At 54.2% G+C, this 18,040-nt stretch carries 22 protein-coding genes; 14 read left to right on the top strand and 8 right to left on the bottom strand.

The genetic code is table 11. The features are described from left to right. Positions 1-32 precede the first annotated feature (32 nt). Positions 33-341 carry an ArsR/SmtB family transcription factor gene (locus GOX88_RS22350; protein ID WP_170407445.1) on the bottom strand — a complete coding sequence of 103 codons (309 nt, stop codon included), beginning with the start codon at positions 339-341 and terminating at the stop codon, positions 33-35. Positions 342-441: 100 nt separating this feature from the next. After that, positions 442-816 (bottom strand): hypothetical protein, encoded by a 375-nt coding sequence (locus tag GOX88_RS22345; protein ID WP_254436345.1) that lies wholly within the window; start codon positions 814-816, stop codon positions 442-444. Between the two features lie 80 nt (positions 817-896). On the opposite strand from GOX88_RS22345, the gene GOX88_RS22340 reads away from it, so the two are divergent. The 14 genes from GOX88_RS22340 (at position 897) to GOX88_RS22275 (ending at position 13,584) form a co-directional block, all read left to right on the top strand. After that, a complete protein-coding gene (locus GOX88_RS22340) occupies positions 897-1,637 on the top strand; it encodes a cytochrome c biogenesis CcdA family protein (RefSeq protein ID WP_170407356.1) in 741 nt (246 codons plus the stop codon). Positions 1,638-1,651: 14 nt separating this feature from the next. Continuing rightward, positions 1,652-2,230: a thioredoxin family protein gene (locus tag GOX88_RS22335; RefSeq protein WP_170407353.1), complete on the top strand. Its 579-nt coding sequence runs from the start codon at positions 1,652-1,654 to the stop codon at positions 2,228-2,230. Positions 2,231-2,361: 131 nt separating this feature from the next. Next, positions 2,362-2,838, top strand: coding sequence for a sulfur oxidation c-type cytochrome SoxX (soxX, locus tag GOX88_RS22330; protein WP_170407350.1), 477 nt, complete (start codon positions 2,362-2,364; stop codon positions 2,836-2,838). A gap of 46 nt (positions 2,839-2,884) precedes the next feature. Then, positions 2,885-3,301 carry a thiosulfate oxidation carrier protein SoxY gene (gene soxY, locus GOX88_RS22325; RefSeq protein WP_170407347.1) on the top strand — a complete coding sequence of 139 codons (417 nt, stop codon included), beginning with the start codon at positions 2,885-2,887 and terminating at the stop codon, positions 3,299-3,301. A gap of 35 nt (positions 3,302-3,336) precedes the next feature. Then, positions 3,337-3,666, top strand: coding sequence for a thiosulfate oxidation carrier complex protein SoxZ (gene soxZ / locus GOX88_RS22320; protein WP_170407344.1), 330 nt, complete (start codon positions 3,337-3,339; stop codon positions 3,664-3,666). Positions 3,667-3,736: 70 nt separating this feature from the next. Next, positions 3,737-4,582 (top strand): sulfur oxidation c-type cytochrome SoxA, encoded by an 846-nt coding sequence (gene soxA, locus GOX88_RS22315; RefSeq protein WP_170407341.1) that lies wholly within the window; start codon positions 3,737-3,739, stop codon positions 4,580-4,582. Positions 4,583-4,669: 87 nt separating this feature from the next. After that, a complete protein-coding gene (gene soxB / locus GOX88_RS22310; RefSeq protein WP_170407339.1) occupies positions 4,670-6,367 on the top strand; it encodes a thiosulfohydrolase SoxB in 1,698 nt (565 codons plus the stop codon). A 66-nt stretch (positions 6,368-6,433) separates the two neighbouring features. Continuing rightward, a complete protein-coding gene (gene soxC, locus GOX88_RS22305; protein WP_170407336.1) occupies positions 6,434-7,705 on the top strand; it encodes a sulfite dehydrogenase in 1,272 nt (423 codons plus the stop codon). Beyond that, on the top strand, positions 7,689-8,735 hold the full coding sequence (locus GOX88_RS22300; RefSeq protein ID WP_170407334.1) for a c-type cytochrome: 1,047 nt from the start codon (positions 7,689-7,691) through the stop codon (positions 8,733-8,735). Before soxC ends, GOX88_RS22300 begins: the two co-directional genes overlap by 17 nt. 2 nt (positions 8,736-8,737) lie before the next feature. Continuing rightward, a complete protein-coding gene (locus GOX88_RS22295) occupies positions 8,738-9,445 on the top strand; it encodes a c-type cytochrome (protein ID WP_170407330.1) in 708 nt (235 codons plus the stop codon). A gap of 24 nt (positions 9,446-9,469) precedes the next feature. Then, positions 9,470-10,732, top strand: coding sequence for an NAD(P)/FAD-dependent oxidoreductase (locus tag GOX88_RS22290; RefSeq protein WP_170407327.1), 1,263 nt, complete (start codon positions 9,470-9,472; stop codon positions 10,730-10,732). Positions 10,733-10,813: 81 nt separating this feature from the next. Beyond that, positions 10,814-11,248: a DUF302 domain-containing protein gene (locus GOX88_RS22285; protein ID WP_170407324.1), complete on the top strand. Its 435-nt coding sequence runs from the start codon at positions 10,814-10,816 to the stop codon at positions 11,246-11,248. Position 11,249: 1 nt separating this feature from the next. Continuing rightward, entirely contained in the window at positions 11,250-12,473 is a 1,224-nt protein-coding gene (gene hemA, locus GOX88_RS22280) for a 5-aminolevulinate synthase (RefSeq protein WP_170407321.1), read from the top strand. Between the two features lie 52 nt (positions 12,474-12,525). Next, positions 12,526-13,584 (top strand): YeeE/YedE family protein, encoded by a 1,059-nt coding sequence (locus GOX88_RS22275; RefSeq protein WP_170407318.1) that lies wholly within the window; start codon positions 12,526-12,528, stop codon positions 13,582-13,584. A gap of 1 nt (position 13,585) precedes the next feature. Here GOX88_RS22275 and GOX88_RS22270 read toward each other — a convergent pair whose 3' ends face one another. The 6 genes from GOX88_RS22270 to GOX88_RS22245 all read right to left on the bottom strand — a co-directional run bounded on the left by GOX88_RS22270 (position 13,586) and on the right by GOX88_RS22245 (position 17,943). Beyond that, on the bottom strand, positions 13,586-14,530 hold the full coding sequence (locus GOX88_RS22270; RefSeq protein WP_170407315.1) for an MBL fold metallo-hydrolase: 945 nt from the start codon (positions 14,528-14,530) through the stop codon (positions 13,586-13,588). Then, the gene (locus tag GOX88_RS22265) at positions 14,527-15,465 is read right to left on the bottom strand and encodes an MBL fold metallo-hydrolase (protein WP_170407312.1); all 939 of its coding nucleotides are present in this window, start codon (positions 15,463-15,465) and stop codon (positions 14,527-14,529) included. Before GOX88_RS22265 ends, GOX88_RS22270 begins: the two co-directional genes overlap by 4 nt. Before the next feature lie 508 nt (positions 15,466-15,973). Continuing rightward, a complete protein-coding gene (locus GOX88_RS22260) occupies positions 15,974-16,282 on the bottom strand; it encodes a hypothetical protein (protein WP_170407309.1) in 309 nt (102 codons plus the stop codon). A gap of 141 nt (positions 16,283-16,423) precedes the next feature. Continuing rightward, positions 16,424-16,831 (bottom strand): universal stress protein, encoded by a 408-nt coding sequence (locus GOX88_RS22255; RefSeq protein ID WP_170407307.1) that lies wholly within the window; start codon positions 16,829-16,831, stop codon positions 16,424-16,426. Positions 16,832-16,891: 60 nt separating this feature from the next. Further along, the gene (locus tag GOX88_RS22250) at positions 16,892-17,341 is read right to left on the bottom strand and encodes a phasin family protein (RefSeq protein ID WP_170407304.1); all 450 of its coding nucleotides are present in this window, start codon (positions 17,339-17,341) and stop codon (positions 16,892-16,894) included. Between the two features lie 131 nt (positions 17,342-17,472). Further along, entirely contained in the window at positions 17,473-17,943 is a 471-nt protein-coding gene (locus GOX88_RS22245) for a c-type cytochrome (protein WP_170407301.1), read from the bottom strand. Between the last annotated feature and the right edge of the window lie 97 nt (positions 17,944-18,040).

Below are 18,040 nucleotides of genomic sequence, written 5' to 3'. Positions count from 1 at the left end.
CTCCAACAGTTGGCGGACCTACCGACTGATTGTTATTTCTCTCGGCAGAATAGATCGTAGACGACCTCAAGGATTTGCGTGGACCGGTCATCTGCCAATCTGTAGTAGATAGCTTTCCCTTCGCGCCGTGTTTTGACCAACCCTTCAAAGCGCAGGCGGGACAGTTGCTGTGATACCGCTGCCTGGCGGGCCGACAGCATTTCCTCCATTTGCGTGACGGATTTTTCACCTGAAGACAAATAACACAGGATCATCAGCCGCCCTTCGTGACTGATCGCCTTCAGGAAGTTGGATGCCGTCTGGGCGTTTTCCATCATCCTGTCCAGATCCTCGGCACACATGTCCTTGGTGAACACGGGCAGTTTCGATGGTTTGTCCAACAAGATCGCCTCGCTTTCTTGGTTTCAAGTATTCAAAACAGTATATGTAATATAACGCATTTTAGCCAGAGGTCTCAATCACTACTCCGGCATCCCGAAGCAGAACGCTGAGTAATCCCCAGAAAAAGTCTTCACCCGGATAACCTTCGATGCGTCCAACCTCTTGCCCATCGTCAAGCAACACAAAAGTGGGCGTGTAATATAGGGGTCGTTTCAGGGTAACATCAGCTGGAGTAGAGTCTTGAATCTCCAAACGTCGAAGTGGAGCGACCTTTCCTTCGGGCGTTTTGGGATAGATCTCTGAGATTTCTGAATCCCAGCGTGCACACCACATGCAGCCGTCCTCTTCCGCCATTAGCAGCGTCATTTCGGCGTGAGATGCCGCAGGCCAGGTGAACAGCGCTATTGCCGGCAAAAAGAAGATTAGAAGGCGCATCACAAGCTCCGATTGACCGCAGTGCAATATCTTTATTATTTTGAATGTATGAATGATAACCTGTCCGAACGGATTTGACTATGCTCGACATTACATTTGCAGGAGCTTGGGTCGCAGGTCTGTTGTCGTTTCTCTCTCCGTGCATATTGCCTATTGTTCCGTTCTACCTCAGCTATCTGGCTGGTGTCGGGATGGAGCGGATTTCAGCAGGCTCTGACATTCCCGTAGATGTGCGCCGTAAAGCAACGATTTCAGCCATGGCTTTTGCAGCGGGAATCATAACGATTTTCATGGCACTGGGGGCAACAGCGTCAATACTTGGCCAGTTAATTCGTGAGTATTTTGACATTCTGCGCTGGATCGCAGCGGCCATCATCATGGCGATGGGCCTGCACTTTCTGGGGATCATCCGCATTGGATTCCTCTATCGCCAGTTTCGGGCGGACATCGGCGAGACGTCGAATGTAAACCCGGTCGGGGCATATGTTCTAGGGCTGGCCTTTGCCTTTGGTTGGACGCCATGCGTCGGACCGGTTCTGGCGGCCATCCTGTTCACCGCCGCAGGAACGGAAACAGCTTGGCGCGGTGCCTGGCTTTTATTCGTCTACGGCATTGGCATGACCGCGCCGTTTGTTCTGGCGGCATTTCTTGTGCGCCCCTTCATGCAGTGGATGGCGCGGTTCAGAAAACATTTGGGGCTGATCGAGAAGGCGATGGGGGCCTTGCTGATCCTCTTTGGCGTTTTGATCGCCACCAACTCCATAAATCACATTGCCCAGTGGATGCTGGTTCATATGCCTTGGCTGGCGGTCATTGGCTAATTCTGGAGGATATTATGAGACGGTTTCTTTTTTCTTTTTTCGCCGTTCTGTTTGCCGGGGCAGTGTCCGCAGCAGAGCTTGGAGATGATGGCCTGCACAAAACGCCCTGGATGCGGGATACATTCAAGGACCTGCGCGAGGATCTTGAGGAAGCGTCTGCTGAAGGGAAACGTCTGGTCTTGCTCATCGAGCAGCAGGGTTGCATCTACTGTAAGAAGATGCACGAGGAGGTTTTTCCACAACCAGACCTTTCTGCCTATATCGAAGACAACTTCTTTGTCGTTCAACTGGATTTGCACGGAAGCGCGACGGCTGTCGACTTTGATGGAGAAGAGGCCGAGCAGCGGGCGTTAATGCGCAAGTGGGGAATCCTGTTCACGCCGACGCTTATCTTCCTGCCTGAAAACGTACCTGGGGATTCGACGGCCGCCGAAGCTGCCGTCGCGGCCATGCCGGGCGCTTTTTCCAAGGTAACCACCTTGGACCTGTTTACCTGGGTCAACGAAAATCGATACGAATTTGATAACGGGGAGGATTTTCAAAGATACCATGCGCGACGCATTCAAGAGCGCAACAATGTTTCAAGTGATTGACTAGAGTTATTACAAATAAAAAAATTCACAAAAATGAATTTTATGTTGCGATCAGCCCTGTGCGTCGACTACGGTACACAAAGGCTTTGGGTCGCATAGCGCCAAAGGCGCGGAAAAAAATGGGAGGGATCATGAAGCTGAGGCTTATAACATTGGTCTGTGCAATGACGGGCGGTGCTGCATTTGCTGCAGAGACAGGCCCGAAAGACGTTCAGTTCGACGACTATGGCGCGATTGAGCAATCGTTGACCGGAGTCCCTGGCGACGCAGCGAACGGCGCGCTCATTGTAGGAGAAAAGTCCAAGGGCAATTGTGTCGCTTGTCATGAGCTTACTGCGCTTGCCGACATTCCGTTTCATGGCGAGGTCGGCCCGATGCTGGATGGTGCAGGCGACCGTTGGTCTGAGGCGGAACTTCGCGGTCTGGTAGCAAACGCAAAGATGACGTTTGAGGGCACGGTTATGCCGGCCTTCTACAAGGATGACGGCTATATCCGGCCGGGTGATGCCTATACCGGCAAAGCTGCCTCGGCAGCTTTGACGTCAATTCTGACAGCACAGGAAATCGAGGACGTTGTCGCGTTTCTTACAACCCTGAAAGAGCAATAATCGCGCTTGAAAGCGCGAAATCTTGAGGATTCATAGGAGATTGAAAATGGAACTTTCTCGTCGCGAGACTCTGGCCTTGGGCCTGGGCGCCGCGGTTATGGCATTGGTACCGTTCCGTGCAAATGCGGCCGCCGCCGATGCGATTTCGGCCTTCACGGGTGGTGCGGAAATGGCCGATGGAGGTGTCTCCCTGACAGCGCCTGAAATCGCCGAGAACGGTAACACTGTTCCGATTGAAGTTAGCGCTCCGGGTGCGGTTTCGATCCTGATTGTGGCCGCGGGCAACCCCGAACCGGGTGTCGCCACGTTCAACTTCGGTCCGCTTGCTGCCGAGCAGGCTGCCTCAACACGCATCCGGCTTGCCGGAACTCAGGATGTGATTGCAGTGGCCAAGATGGCTGATGGCAACTTTGCCAAGGCCTCGGCGACCGTAAAAGTGACAATTGGCGGCTGCGGTGGCTGATCGCCGCGCGCCCTGAAGAACAGGAGAACACCCCCATGGCATCCGGTGTAAAACCCCGCGTCAAGGTTCCAAAGACTGCTGCTGCTGGCGAAACGATCACGATCAAGACTCTGATCAGCCACAAGATGGAAAGCGGCCAGCGTAAAGACAAAGAAGGCAATGTCATTCCACGTTCCATCATTAACCGCTTTACCTGCGAGTTTAATGGTGAGTTGGTGATCGATGTGACAATGGAACCGGCGATTTCAACCAACCCGTATTTCCAGTTCGACGCCACCGTGCCCGAAGCGGGTGAGTTCGTCTTTACCTGGTATGACGACGACGGCTCTGTCTACGACACCAAAAAATCGATCGAGATCGCCTGACGGCTCGACCGCTAAGGAAGATCAGTGCCGACTGTGATCGTTGGCGCTGGTCCACCAAGGGAGGAACGTAATGAATACAAAGGCACTAGCGACGATGGCGGCGGTCTGGGTCTTTCCAGTTACTGTGAACGCTGGACCGGACGACGACAATCTGGTGATCAACGATGAGTTGAACATGACCTCAGTCACCGAGGCACCGGCGCATACTGAAAACCTTGATACGATCTATTCGGGATGGCATTTCCGGACGGACGAAACGCAGGCATTGCAGATCGATGACTTTGACAACCCGGCGATGATTTTTGTCGATCAGGCAGCAGATCTCTTTGAAACCGTTGACGGAGCGGCCGAAAAAAGCTGCGCATCCTGTCACGATGGGGTGGAAAGCTTTGAAGGGCTTCATGCATCAATGCCCAAGGTCGACGCCGAAAGCGGTAGGCTGGTCGTGATGGAAGACCTGATCAACAAATGCCGCACCGATCACATGGAAGCGGATGCCTTGAAATGGTCAGGTGCTGACATGCAGGGACTGGTCGCTTTGATAGGTCTGCAGTCGCGTGGCATGCCCATGAACGTGGCCATTGATGGTGCTGCTGCTCCGTACTGGGAGCAGGGCAAAGAGATGTACTATACTCGCTACGGCCAGCTTGAGTTGAGCTGTGCCAATTGCCACGAAGAAAACTGGGGCAACATGATCCGGGCTGATCACCTGAGCCAGGGCATGATCAATGGTTTCCCGACCTACCGGCTGAAACAAGCGAAGCTGATCTCGCGCCACAACCGTTTCCGCGGCTGTATTCGGGATACGCGGGCCGAGACTTTTGCGGAAGGCTCTGACGAGTTCCGAGCGCTGGAGCTTTACGTAGCATCGCGCGGCAACGGGCTTTCGGTCGAAACTCCAGCGGTGCGCCAGTAACGCCTTACCCGCGTCGGACATGTCCTGCGCGGGTTCTTCACGGAAGTAACATTCACACATTTATATGTGAAATAGGAAAGCCGATAGATGATTTCGCGACGTGATTTTCTACAGGTCTCAATGGCAGCCTCGGCGCTGTATGGGGCGTCCGGGTTTGGCAACTGGGCCAGACTTGCTGCTCAGCAAAGCCTGACGCAAGACCAACTGTTGGAATTCGAGACCTTTGGCAATATCAGCCTGATCCATGTCACAGACATACACGCGCAACTCAAACCGATCTTTTTCCGTGAGCCAGAGGTCAATCTAGGTATCGGCAATGCCCAAGGACAGATGCCACATGTCACGGGCGCAGCGTTCCGCAAGGCTTACGGAATCGAAGATGGCAGCCCATCTGCCTATGCATTGACCTACAACGATTTCTCTGCGCTGGCGCAAGCTTACGGTCGGGTAGGGGGGCTGGATCGGGTTTCAACAGTCATCAACGCCATTCGTGCAGACCGTCCCGACGCCTTGCTGTTGGATGGCGGCGATACCTGGCACGGATCCTACACCTGCTATCAGACAGCGGGGCAGGACATGGTCAATGTGATGAACGCACTCAAGCCCGATGCGATGACCTTCCATTGGGAGTTCACGCTGGGCAGCGAACGGGTCAACGAGATCGTCGAAGGCTTACCTTTTGCGTCGTTGGGCCAGAACGTTTTTGATGCCGAATGGGACGAACCGGCCGAGTTGTTTAAGCCCTATAAGTTCTTCGAACGTGGCGGGGCGAAGGTTGCCGTAATCGGCCAGGCTTTCCCTTATATGCCGATTGCCAACCCCAGCTGGATGTTCCCTGAGTATTCATTCGGTATCCGGGATGAGAACATGCAGGCCATGGTGGATGAGGTCCGCGATGCCGGGGCCGATGTTGTCGTCGTGCTCAGCCACAATGGTTTCGATGTCGACAAGAAGATGGCGGGCCGGGTGCGGGGGATTGATGTGATCCTTAGCGGCCATACCCATGACGCGTTGCCCGAGCCGGTTCTGGTCGGAAAAACACACATCATCGCATCAGGTTCGAATGGAAAATTTGTCAGCCGCGTCGACCTGGATGTACGGGATGGCCAGATGATGGGATTAAAGCACAAGCTGATCCCGATCTTTTCAGACGTTATTGCACCCGATCCTGTGATCACGGCGCTGATCGATGAACAGCGCGCACCCTATGAGGCAGCGCTGAGCGAGGTGATTGGCAAGACGGATTCGCTTCTCTATCGGCGGGGTAACTTCAACGGCACATGGGACGACCTGATCTGCGACGCGCTGCTTAGCGAACGCGAAGCCGATATTGCCATGTCGCCGGGCGTGCGCTGGGGGCCATCGATCCTGCCGGGTCAGGAGATCACCCGCGAGGATATCTGGAATGTCACCTCGATGACTTATCCGAATGCCTATCGCACTGAAATGACGGGTGAATTCATCCATATCATCCTAGAAGATGTCGGTGACAACCTGTTCAACCCCGATCCTTATTACCAGCAGGGTGGTGACATGGTCCGCGTCGGGGGGCTTGGCTATCGCATCGACGTCACCAAGCCACAGGGGCAGCGGATTACCGATATGACGTTACTCAAAACAGGTGAAGCGATTGATCCGGCCAAGACTTACGTTGTCGCGGGTTGGGCAAGCGTCAACGCAGGCACCGAAGGTCCGCCGATCTGGGATGTCGTCGAAAGCCATATTCGCAATCAGGGCACCGTGACCGTCGCGCCGAACACCTCGGTCGAAGTGATCGGTGCATGACACCGCAATCTCGAGCGTCATACCCAAAAAACAAGAATTGCTGATCGAGTAACGGAGGCAAACCAGATGAGTGAGAACTCCAAAGAAAAAGCACCTTCCCGCCGCCAGTTTCTGAGCGGAGCGGCTGCCGTAGGAGTGGGCGCCGTCGGTGCCGGAGCAGCCCGCGCTGCGGGGCCAGACCCATTGATAACGCAGGTCCAAGAATGGGCACAGGCCACTGGGGAAGGCGTGGATGCTACCCCATATGGGCTGCCGATCCAGTTTGAAAAGGATGTCGTTCGGCGCAATGTCGAATGGCTGACTGCGGATACGATCAGTTCGATTAACTTTACGCCTATCCACGCCTTGGATGGAACGATCACACCGCAGGGATGTGCGTTCGAGCGGCACCATTCCGGTGCCATCGAATTGCGCAAGCCGGACTACCGCCTGATGATCAACGGTCTTGTGGATACGCCGCTTGTGTTTACTTACGAGGACCTTGAGCGTTTTCCGCGCGAAAACCGGGTCTATTTTTGCGAATGCGCCGCGAACACCGGCATGGAATGGGCCGGCGCGCAGCTTAACGGTGCACAGTTCACCCATGGCATGATCCACAATATGGAATATTCCGGCGTGCCGCTGCGCACCTTGTTGGAAGAGGCCGGTGTCAAACCCGAAGGCAAGTGGGTTTATGTTGAAGGCGCGGATGCGTCTTCCAACGGGCGCTCGATCCCGTTGGAAAAGGCGATGGATGACGTGCTCGTTGCGTTCAAGGCCAATGGTGAGGCTCTGCGCAAAGAACACGGATATCCCGTTCGTCTTGTCGTTCCCGGCTGGGAAGGCAACATGTGGGTCAAGTGGCTGCGCCGTGTCGAAGTCACCGAGACGGCCATCGAAAGTCGCGAGGAGACATCCAAGTACACGGATACCCTCGAAGACGGAACATCGCGCAAATGGACGTGGGTGATGGACGCCAAATCGGTTGTCACTTCGCCCAGCCCACAAGCGCCGATCACACATGGTCCGGGGCCGTTGGTAATCACGGGTCTGGCATGGTCGGGCCGAGGCTCGATTACCGGCGTCGATGTGTCGGTTGATGGCGGCAAGAACTGGCTTCCGGCGCGTTTGGCTGCACCGGGGACTGACAAAGCACTGACCCGCTTCTATCTGGACTTTAATTGGGACGGCTCGGAAATGTTGCTGCAGGCCCGGGCCAAAGATTCCACCGGATATGTGCAGCCAAGCAAGGCACAGTTGCGCGAAGCGCGGGGCGAGAACTCGATCTATCACAACAACTGTATCCAGACCTGGTGGATCAAGGAAACCGGAGAGGCGGAAAATGTCGAAGTATCTTAAGTTGTTCACCGCCTCCGCCATTGGCCTGAGCTTGGCAATCCCCGCCTCGGCGGAAAAACTGGGACTAGGGCGACCGGCGCTGCCGGAAGAGATTGCGGCATGGAACCTGGACGTGGCACCGGACGGAACAGGATTGCCTGTGGGGTCCGGCGATGTCTTCACCGGAGAAGAGGTTTTCGCCGAGAAGTGTGCCATTTGTCATGGCGATTTCGCCGAAGGCGTGGACAACTGGCCCAAACTGGCAGGCGGTGAAGGCACACTCGCCGATAAGGACCCTTTGAAAACGGTGGGCTCCTACTGGCCCTATCTTTCCACGGTGTGGGATTATGTGAACCGTTCCATGCCGTTCGGCGATGCCCAGTCGCTGGAACCGGATGAGGTCTATGCGATTGTGGCCTACATCCTGTATTCGAACGATCTGGTGGATGATGAGTTCACCTTGTCACAAGAGAACTTCCTGGACGTGGAAATGCCGAACGCCGACGGGTTCATCATGGACGACCGCGAGACATCTGAGGCACATTTCTGGACGGCTGAGCCGTGCATGACCAATTGCAAAGACAGTGTCGAAATCACAATGCGCGCGGCTGTGCTGGACGTGACGCCGGAAGAAACCGAAGCCAATGCTGCAGCGGCAGAGGCCGTACCGGCCGCTCAGGAAACCTCGGCAGAAGCTGAGGTCACGACAGAAGAAGCCACAGCGCTTGATCCTGAGATGATCGCAAGCGGTGAGAAGGTTTTCAAGAAATGCAAATCTTGCCATCAGATTGGTGAGGGGGCCAAACATCGCACAGGGCCTGCCTTGAACGGAATTGTCGGTGCAAGTGCTGGTACTGTTGAGGGGTTCAAATACTCCAAAGCCATGAAGGCTGCGGCCGAAGGCGGGTTGGTGTGGACTGATGAGGAAATGGCCGCGTTTCTTGCCAAGCCCAAAGCTTATATGAAGGGGACCCGGATGTCCTTTGCTGGTCTTAAAAAACAGGACGATATCGATGCGGTTATCGTCTATCTCAGGTCATTTGGAAGCTGACCATGCGGTTGCCGCATCAACTGTTCTTTGTGATCGTCGGCGGGGTTCTTACCCCGGTGATAGCGACTGCAGAGGATCTGGGTGATGCAGAAGCAGGGAAAGTTGTTTTTGAAAAATGCAGTAGCTGTCATCAGGTGGGTAAAGGCGCCGAGAACAAGATTGGGCCGCATCTGAACGGGGTCTTTGGAAGAAAGGCGGCAGGTCTTGAAGGGTTCAATTACTCCAAGAGTCTAACTCGTGCGGGAAATTCTGGTCTGGAATGGCATGCCGATACTCTGTCTGACTATGTTGAAAACCCGCGCGCGTTTGCGTCTGGAACCCGGATGAACTTTGCTGGTCTGAAAAACCCGGAAGACCGCGCGAATGTAGTTGCCTATTTGCGTGGGTTCTCCGACAACCCAAGCGACATCCCAGAGGCTGACCCGACGGCCAAGGGGACCGATCACTCGATAGACCCCGAAATCCTGGCGATTCAGGGTGATCCTGAATACGGCGCTTACCTCAGCAATGAATGCACCACTTGCCACCAGATCGAAGGGGGCGACGAAGGCATCCCCTCAATCGTCTACTGGCCTGCTGAGGATTTTGTTGTCGCCCTTCACGCCTACAAGGAAAAGAAACGGCCCCATCCGGTCATGCAGATGATCGCAGGCCGCCTGAACAACGACGAGATCGCGGCCCTGGCTGCGTATTTCAACAACCCAGAGTAGTTGTGTTTAACGGGAGGAAACGCGATGAAGCTCAATAGACGTACCTTTATTGGATCCGCTGGAGTGGTTGCTGCCGGATTTTCGGCGCCAATGGTGTTGGCTCAGGGCAAGCCAAGGGTTGTGGTTGTCGGCGGCGGGGCGGGCGGTGCAACCGCAGCGCGTTACGTCGCCAAGGACAGCAAAGGTGAAATTGACGTTACACTGATTGAACCGTCACGGACCTACTACACCTGTTTCTTCTCGAACCTCTATCTGGGTGGTTTTCAAGAGCTTTCGGACATCGCACATAGTTATGGAACGCTGGCTGCGGATTATGGCATCAATGTCGTCCATGATTGGGCTGTAGGTGTGGATCGCGATACCAAATCCGTTGCTTTGGCAGGCGGAGGGTCTGTTCCTTATGACAAGCTGATCCTCAGCCCAGGTATCGATTTCGTCGGTGGCGCTGTTGAAGGCTGGGATTTGTCGTCGCAAAACAAGATGCCACACGCCTACAAAGCCGGTTCCCAGACCGAGCTGCTCAAGGCGCAGATCATGGCGATGCCCGAGGGTGGAACCTTTGCGATGGTTGCCCCGCCCAACCCGTATCGCTGTCCTCCGGGACCCTATGAGCGGGTTTCGATGGTGGCGCATGTTCTGAAAGCCAATAACCCGACGGCCAAGATCATCGTGGCTGACCCAAAGCCCAAGTTTTCCAAGATGTCGCTCTTTCAGGAAGGATGGTCGAACCATTACGAAGGCATGGTCGACTGGATCGGTGAGGATTTTGGCGGTGGCAGTGTCTCGGTAAATCCCGAAGCGATGACTGTGACCATCGACGGAGAGGAAACCAAGGTCGATGTGTGCAACGTCATCCCCGCGATGAAAGCGGGACGTATCGCGGAAATGGCAGGCGTGACCGAAGGTAACTGGGCGCCTGTAAACGCAGCAGACATGTCCTCAAAGGCAGACCCGGATATCTATGTCCTTGGGGATGCCAGTCAGCAGGGCGATATGCCAAAATCCGGCTTTTCGGCCAATAGCCAGGCGAAAGTCTGTGCAAATGCTGTTCGTGGCGCACTAACCGGTTCCAAAGTGTTCCCGGCCAAGTTCTCGAATACTTGTTGGTCGCTCATCGATGCGAATGACGGGGTCAAGGTTGGCGCAACCTACGAGGCGACGCCGGACAAGATCGCCAAGGTGGATGGTTTCATTAGTCAGACCGGTGAAAACGCCGACCTGCGCAAGGCCACATACGAAGAGTCGCTTGGTTGGTACGCCGGTATTACCTCGGACATGTTCGGCTAGGAAAACAGGGGATTTTTAACTGGTGTCAAAGCTTCAACCTCGCAGTCTGAGAAAATTCGGTTCAAGTGGAGGAACAAAATCATGAAACGCTATATCGCTACGGCCGCATTTTCTGCCTTGCTGGCAAGTCAGGTGCTTGCAGAAGAGATTGTTGCTGTACCCTTTGACGGCAGCTTTGATGATGCGACATTTGCGGTAGAATCCGCGATCGTCGGTCAGGGCCTGGTCATCGACTATGTAAGCCATGTTGGTGACATGCTGAACCGAACGGGCGCCGACGTCGGCAGTGACAAACAGATATTCTCGGCCGCTGATATCTTTGTTTTCTGCTCTGCCAAAATTTCGCGCGAAGTGATGGAGGCGGACCCGATGAACATCGGCTACTGCCCTTACACGATTTTTGTGGCCGAGAACGAAAGTGGCGTTCAGGTCGGGTATAGAAGCTATCCTGACGGTCCCATGGAGAAAGTCGAAGCCCTGCTTGCAGGGATCGTCGAAGAGGCCGCTGGAAACTGAGATGAACTACCGAGAGTTTTTTCAGGACCAGCTGGAGCAGCTGAAGGAGGAAGGCAACTACAGGGTCTTTGCCGAGCTAGAACGGCAATGCGGGACATTCCCGGCAGCTCAAAGTTATTCCTCGCAGGGTCCAGAAGATGTCACTGTGTGGTGCTCCAACGACTATCTGGGAATGGGGCAACATCCCAAGGTTCTTGCGGCAATGCACAAGGCCATAGATCACTGTGGCGCCGGGGCAGGAGGAACGCGCAATATCTCGGGAACCACCCACCAACATGTTCTGCTTGAGCAAGAGCTTGCTGACTTGCATGGCAAAGACGCAGCGCTGCTGTTCACGTCCGGCTATGTCTCGAACTGGGCCGCCTTGGGCACTCTGGCCGCCCGCATACCCGGTATCACGGTCCTGTCCGACGAATTGAATCATGCTTCGATGATCGAGGGTATCCGTCACAGCCGGTGTCAAAAAAGGATATGGAAGCACAACGATCTGGAAAACCTTGAGAGGCAACTTGCAAGTCTTCCATCGAACGCACCGAAGCTTATTGCTTTTGAGAGCGTCTACTCAATGGATGGTGATATCGCACCCATAGCCGAGATATGCGACTTGGCAGATCGCTACGGGGCGATGACCTATCTTGACGAAGTCCATGCCGTTGGCCTCTACGGACCGCGTGGCGGAGGAATTGCCGAACGCGAAGGATTGATGGACAGGCTGACGGTTATCGAAGGCACGTTGGGCAAAGCATATGGAGTAGTTGGCGGGTACATAGCCGCATCGACTGACCTAGTGGATTTTGTCCGCTCCTTTGCCAGCGGATTTATCTTCACCACAGCGTTGCCCCCTGCGATCGCGGCAGGCGCAGCGGCCTCGGTCCGGCATCTGAAACAAAGCGCCGAGGAACGAAAACTGCACCAGAGCCGTGTGCTTGAAGTCAGAAACAGGCTGGACGAGCTGGGCATTCCGCACACTCCAAACCCAAGCCATATCATCCCGGTGATGGTGGGCGACCCGATTAAGTGCCGCTTTATCTCGGACATGCTGATGCGCGACTATGGCATCTACATCCAGCCGATCAATTATCCAACCGTTCCGAAGGGGACCGAGCGACTGCGGATTACTCCTTCACCGGTGCATTCCCCTGAAGATGTTAAACGGCTGGTGTTCGCTCTGGGAGAGCTCTGGACCCAATGCCAACTGGCGCGCAAGCCGATGGCGGCTCAATGAGAAATTGACCAAACACAAGGACGAACAGCCAACGAGGTGAGAGATTCAATTCATGGAGATGCTCATCGATCTGCTAGGTGATGAGGGCGCACTGGCTTTTGCCGGAGTGCTGGTTGGCATCTTGTTCGGACTTACGGCACAAAGATCTCAGTTCTGCTTGCGTGCATCGACAATCGAAGTCGCCGGGGGCAGACTTGGCCCTAGATTGGCTGTCTGGCTGATTGCATTCACGGCGGCACTCACTTTGGTTCAGGGATTTGTTGCACTCGAGTGGCTGGAGCTGTCCGAGGCACGTGCATTTGCGTCGACGGGAAGCTTAAGCGGTGCGTTGATCGGTGGCATGATGTTCGGGGTGGGAATGATCCTGGCGCGAGGGTGTGCTTCTCGTCTGCTGGTTCTTGCGTCCTGTGGTAACTTGCGCGCCTTAGTAACAGGGCTGATCCTGACTTTGGTGGCGCAGGCAGCCTATACCGGCGTGCTAAGTCCTGTGCGTGAGTGGATCGCCGGGATCTGGACGATCTCAGGTGGGGAGGCACGCAGCCTGTCATTGATAATCGGCTTTTCGCCAGTGGTTTACACTGTGCTGGCAATGGCCGGTTTGGTGCTGACAGTTCTATTTGCCATCCGGAAGAATGTCTCTCTATCCAGGATTGTCTCAGCCATAGGTGTAGGGGTTGCCGTGGCGATTGGTTGGTTGATGACATTCGCAATTGCTCAGGCATCATTTGAAGTCGTGCCGGTATCGTCTGTAACATTTACTGGCCCGGCCACAGATACTCTGATGGCCCTGGTTACGGAGCGAAGCGTCGTGTTGTCCTTCGGCATCGGCCTTGTCCCCGGCGTGGCGATCGGAGCGGCAATGTCGGCAATTTTGACAGGGAAATGGAAGGTCGAAAGGTTCAGTTCGGATACGCCGATGGAGCGCTATCTCGTGGGTGCAGTTCTAATGGGTTTTGGCGCGATGCTGGCAGGAGGGTGCGCAGTTGGCGCCGGGCTGTCCGGTGGGTCGGCCCTTTCATTGACTGCATGGTTGGCCGTGTTTTCTATGTGGGTTGGGGCAATTGCCGCTCATAGGTTAATGGCGCGAATGCCCGTATTTCAGCAAACTTGAGCTACTCGAATTCCATCTGTTCAAAGACTCGACCGGCATTTTTCGTGGCAAGCTCTTCGAATGTATCCAGATGAGCATAAGGGGATTGGTCGACATAATAGGCTTGGGCCAGTTCTCCTCCGGCGTCCATATGCTCCTGAATCTTGTTCCGCAGATACACCAGATAGTCGCGCGTATATCGGCGTACCTGATCCATGTTCGTCGGATGCCCGTGGCCCGGAATGACATAAGTGGCCTCTAGCGCCTCAAATTCATTGTCCCAGGTTTCCAGCCAATCTGCGGTGTAGGTTTCCTGAAAGATCGGAAGCATACGTTCGTGAAACGCCATGTCCCCTGCGATAACAAGGCTTTGGTTGGGCAGCCAAATAGAGATATCACCGGCGCTATGCGCGGGCCCAAGATACTTGGCCTCAATACGAAACGTGCCCATTTCGACCACGTATTCATCATCGAAGGTTTTGGTTGGGCCTGCCAGGAACGTTCCTTCGGCCTTGTCTTTGTTGTACCCTTTCATCCCTTCAAGGATTTGGGCTCCATACTCTTCAAACTCCGCTGCGGCATCAGCATGGGCTACGATCGGCACGCCAATCATGGACCAGTAGGCATTACCCAGCATTGCGTGCCCCTGACCGTTTTCGTTGAAAACAAGTTTCACAGGCTGATCGGTGATCGCCTGAATTTCCTGGTGAAGCGCCTCGGCAAGTACATATGCCGCTCCACCGTTAACGACGACAACACCCTCTCCGGTCACGATGAAGCTGAGGTTGTTGTTATGGCCCGAATTTTCATAAGTGGGCGGTGCAGTCGCGCCGATGGCGGTATATACCCCGGGAATATACTCAACGGGTTTGGAATAGAGCGGACTTTGCGGGTATTGATCGACAATATCCTCACTGGCCAAGGCATTTGTTGCCAGGAGGCAAGCGAACAAAGTGGATTTCTTCATGAAGGTTCTCCGATAAATCGATAGGTAGACCCATTCCGTTCGACGCGGCCAATTCCACTGTCAGGCAAGTGAAACCCAATGACTTTCATTTGCTCATGCGCGATTTGATCCAGCAGTAATTTGCGCGTGGTTGCTGCTGTATCGGGCTCCTGATCCGTGCCACTGTGCCAGTCGGGGCGTTCGAATGCGACATGGGGATTACTGATCGCATCGCCGACAATCATCACTGCATCGCTGCCATCGCGGATTTCAAAGGCCATATGTCCGGGGGTGTGTCCGAAACTTGCCCGGGCAGCAATACCGGGGAGGATTTCCTGCCCATCATCAACGAATTCGACACGATCCTCGATCGCTTCCATGCGCCGCTTTGCGCCCACCGCGAATGATGCGCGATCTGCACCTATGGAATCTACGGTCGCAGGATTCCACCAATAGTCCCATTCCGTACGACCGAAGTGATAAGTTGCATTAGGAAAAAGAGGATCGTCGAAATCATCCAGCACCCCCCAGATGTGATCCGGGTGCGCATGGGTGAAGACCACCTGTGTGACATCATCGGGTGATACCCCAATCGCGCCCAGGGTCTCCGGAAGCTGACCGGATGTCGGCATGAAATCCGGCCCGGCACCAACGTCGAACAAAACCGTGTTTTCATCATCGCGGTACAGCACGACATTGCAGCTTGGCTCATATTTGGTCAGGTCTGCTTGGTGGTGGGCCAACAACTCAATGAGTTCATTCTGTGGCATTGCTCCAAAGACCATTTCAGGGGGCAGGACCAAATATCCATCAGACAATGTCGCTAAGCGCTTCGAGGAACCTAACCGCAAGTCGGCAAACACAGGTTTGGTTTGAATGGCTAATGCAGCAAAACATGTACCATAGGAAAGAAAAGCGCGGCGGTGCAGCGGTTTTGGGGGGTTATGACGATTCATAACGAAATCAATAAAATGAATGTGTTAATTTGTAAAGGCTTGGTAGCAATATATAGATGCGAGCAGTTGTAGTGAAACCTCTTACGGCATTGATGCAAAAGTCCGGATGGGTTGCGAAATGACACTCTGCACTATGAGATGCGTTTAAGACTTGATACTCATGAACAGTGACAGCAGCAGATTTTGGGCGAGCTATGCATACAGATCTTAAAGTCAGACGCCGAGTTCTTCAGCTAAAATTCCAACGCTATCTAGATGCGGACAGAGCCCTGATGTCAGCATTACAGGAAATGTGGTTGTGGTTTCCATCGAAGAAACATCCATCCGTATCGTCTCTTGGCAACCCGGGATCACCTATTAGAAGACTTCACGATCAACGAGATAGAGCGCTACGACAATTGGAGGTTGCGCGATTGAAGCTTAATCTCGCTAAAGCGCGCCTTGAGAAGAGGCGGCGTGACAAAAAAACGGTCAAGCTTTTGCAGATATCATGTGGCGGTAGTTAGGGTCAGCTGGCATCGTCAAGATTTGTCCTTCCCGTATCATCTGCATAGCGCGGCACATTTATTGCCTCTACGCCAATTTTGGATATGACAACATCTGAGAGGACGTCTTCGCCCTCAGATGTGTACAGCCCGACGATCTTGCCATCGTTAGTCAGAAGTGTCTCGACCTTTACACCGGTCCGTGCTTCACCGTTTGCAACCGTGATTGTCGGAAACAGATGTTCCGTAAATGCATTGCCGCCATCGACCGGATACCAAAAACCGCCTGCCAGATAGCTGTCCCAGACCAAGGTATGTACCGGAACCGACAACTATCGCGTCCCAATGACTGCTTTCTGTGTCTGTCATCGAATAGGGAGCTCGTCACTCAATCGTTCGCTAGTTCACGCCATCGTCTCTGTTGCCATGCCGAGCATCCAGCATTCGACTTGGAGCACCTGCCACATGACGACTCAGCGGATCACGTGGACAGAACAATTGGCGTGGTGAACGACCCGGTTCGCAGTCGACCCAATAAAAATGTTCTCGATCCCCGGCTTGTGTGAGGCCAGTACTATGCAATCGATGTCATTTTCATTTGCGAAATCAACGATCGCTCGGCCAGCGCTCCCCGAGATAAGCCGCGGCTTCGCGCCCGGTAGCTCTGCAGCGTTCCGATGTAAGCCTTCCTGAAGCTCTTTTCGCGTGTTTGCCAGAACTTCCTCGGGTATCTGAGATGCCACATATGCAGGGATCGGTTCCTGCACATGAAGCACTGTGAATTCCGCATCGGCATTCGCCAGCAAACGAGCAGCTTCAAATGAGGCCTGTGTATCGTGATCTTTGTCCAGCGCGACTGGTACCAGAATGTTTTTATACATATTAGCTACCTTCCATTGCTCCAGCTGCGATCATTCCGACCTCTGCGGTGATGCGGCTCATTATACCGGATCGGATTTCGAAGACTTACCCGCCTTCTTTGCTGTGCTTGAAACATCATCCATTGTCTTTTCCACAGCTTGGGCTTCGGTTTCCGCTGCATATGCTGCACATCGGGCAACTGTTTCGAACCATTCCTGAGCGTCAGCCACAAGGCGTTCAGCTGAATGCTTCTGCCACTCAGCTATGGATTGCAGTGCTTTTGCTGGATCAGTCGGGTCTGCAGCAGATGCCGAGCGCGCAGCTTCAAGCGCGGTTCGAACAGCCTCGTGACGCCTCTCAAACCAATGCTGAGCAAAGGCCTCTGCCTCTTTCAGTGATTTTTCCTGCGTGTCCCAGAATTGCTCAAGCTGAGCGTCTAAAAACGGATTGGCTGTAGCAGACGGCTGCATCTGCTTGAAGATATCGACAAGTGGGTTGGAGTAACTTGATTTTGGTTTCTCTTCAGGCATCGGAGATTCCTCCTCATCTCTAAATGCTGAATATTAGCTGAGATCGTGAAAACTTGCCTTAATGTAAATCAACCAGTGCCGGCAAACGTGGTAGAGGTGTCCTGCGTTCCAAAGGTGGACTTTGTGCCAAACTATTCGGTCTGTATAGCCTCAAGATACGCAATCACATTCGCCAGTGGCACGCCGACTATCATCGGTTGGCCGTCAGGCATGGAAATCGCTACTTTTTTATCCGAATCCAATGCTGGACCAAAAATGGGCATTTCCCCGCCATGTGCCAGCAGTGGCGCGCGACCATCAATTTGACGCGCCACCGCCTCAGTCGGAAAAACGCCGCCATTTTGCACTTCGAGCCTTGTCAGATCGGGCGTCCTTATCGCCAGCATCTCCGCCATTGGGCCATCTCCGGTGGCCTCGAAACCATGGCATTGCCAACAATAGGTTCTGTAGAGATCATGCCCGTTTTGAGGGTCAATATCCTGCGCCAGTGCGGCACTTGCAGCAAACATCGACAAAAGAAGTGCGCGGCAAACTGGCATCTGTTCCTCCTCCAAAGTCAGCATTTCTAGTTGAGAATACGCGGCATCGAATGAACGCTTCATTGATCTCGCTCATATTCCGTCATTGAGTGCCAGTTGGGAAAAGCGGCATCAGAAAGGGGGCGCCGCAGTCGATCCTGCCTCGCTGATCGGTCCATCG

The sequence above is a fragment of the Ruegeria arenilitoris genome, from assembly GCF_013030985.1.
In the GTDB taxonomy this organism is placed as follows: Bacteria; Pseudomonadota; Alphaproteobacteria; order Rhodobacterales; family Rhodobacteraceae; genus Ruegeria; species Ruegeria arenilitoris_B.
This window is presented reverse-complemented; position numbering and strand designations above follow the sequence as displayed.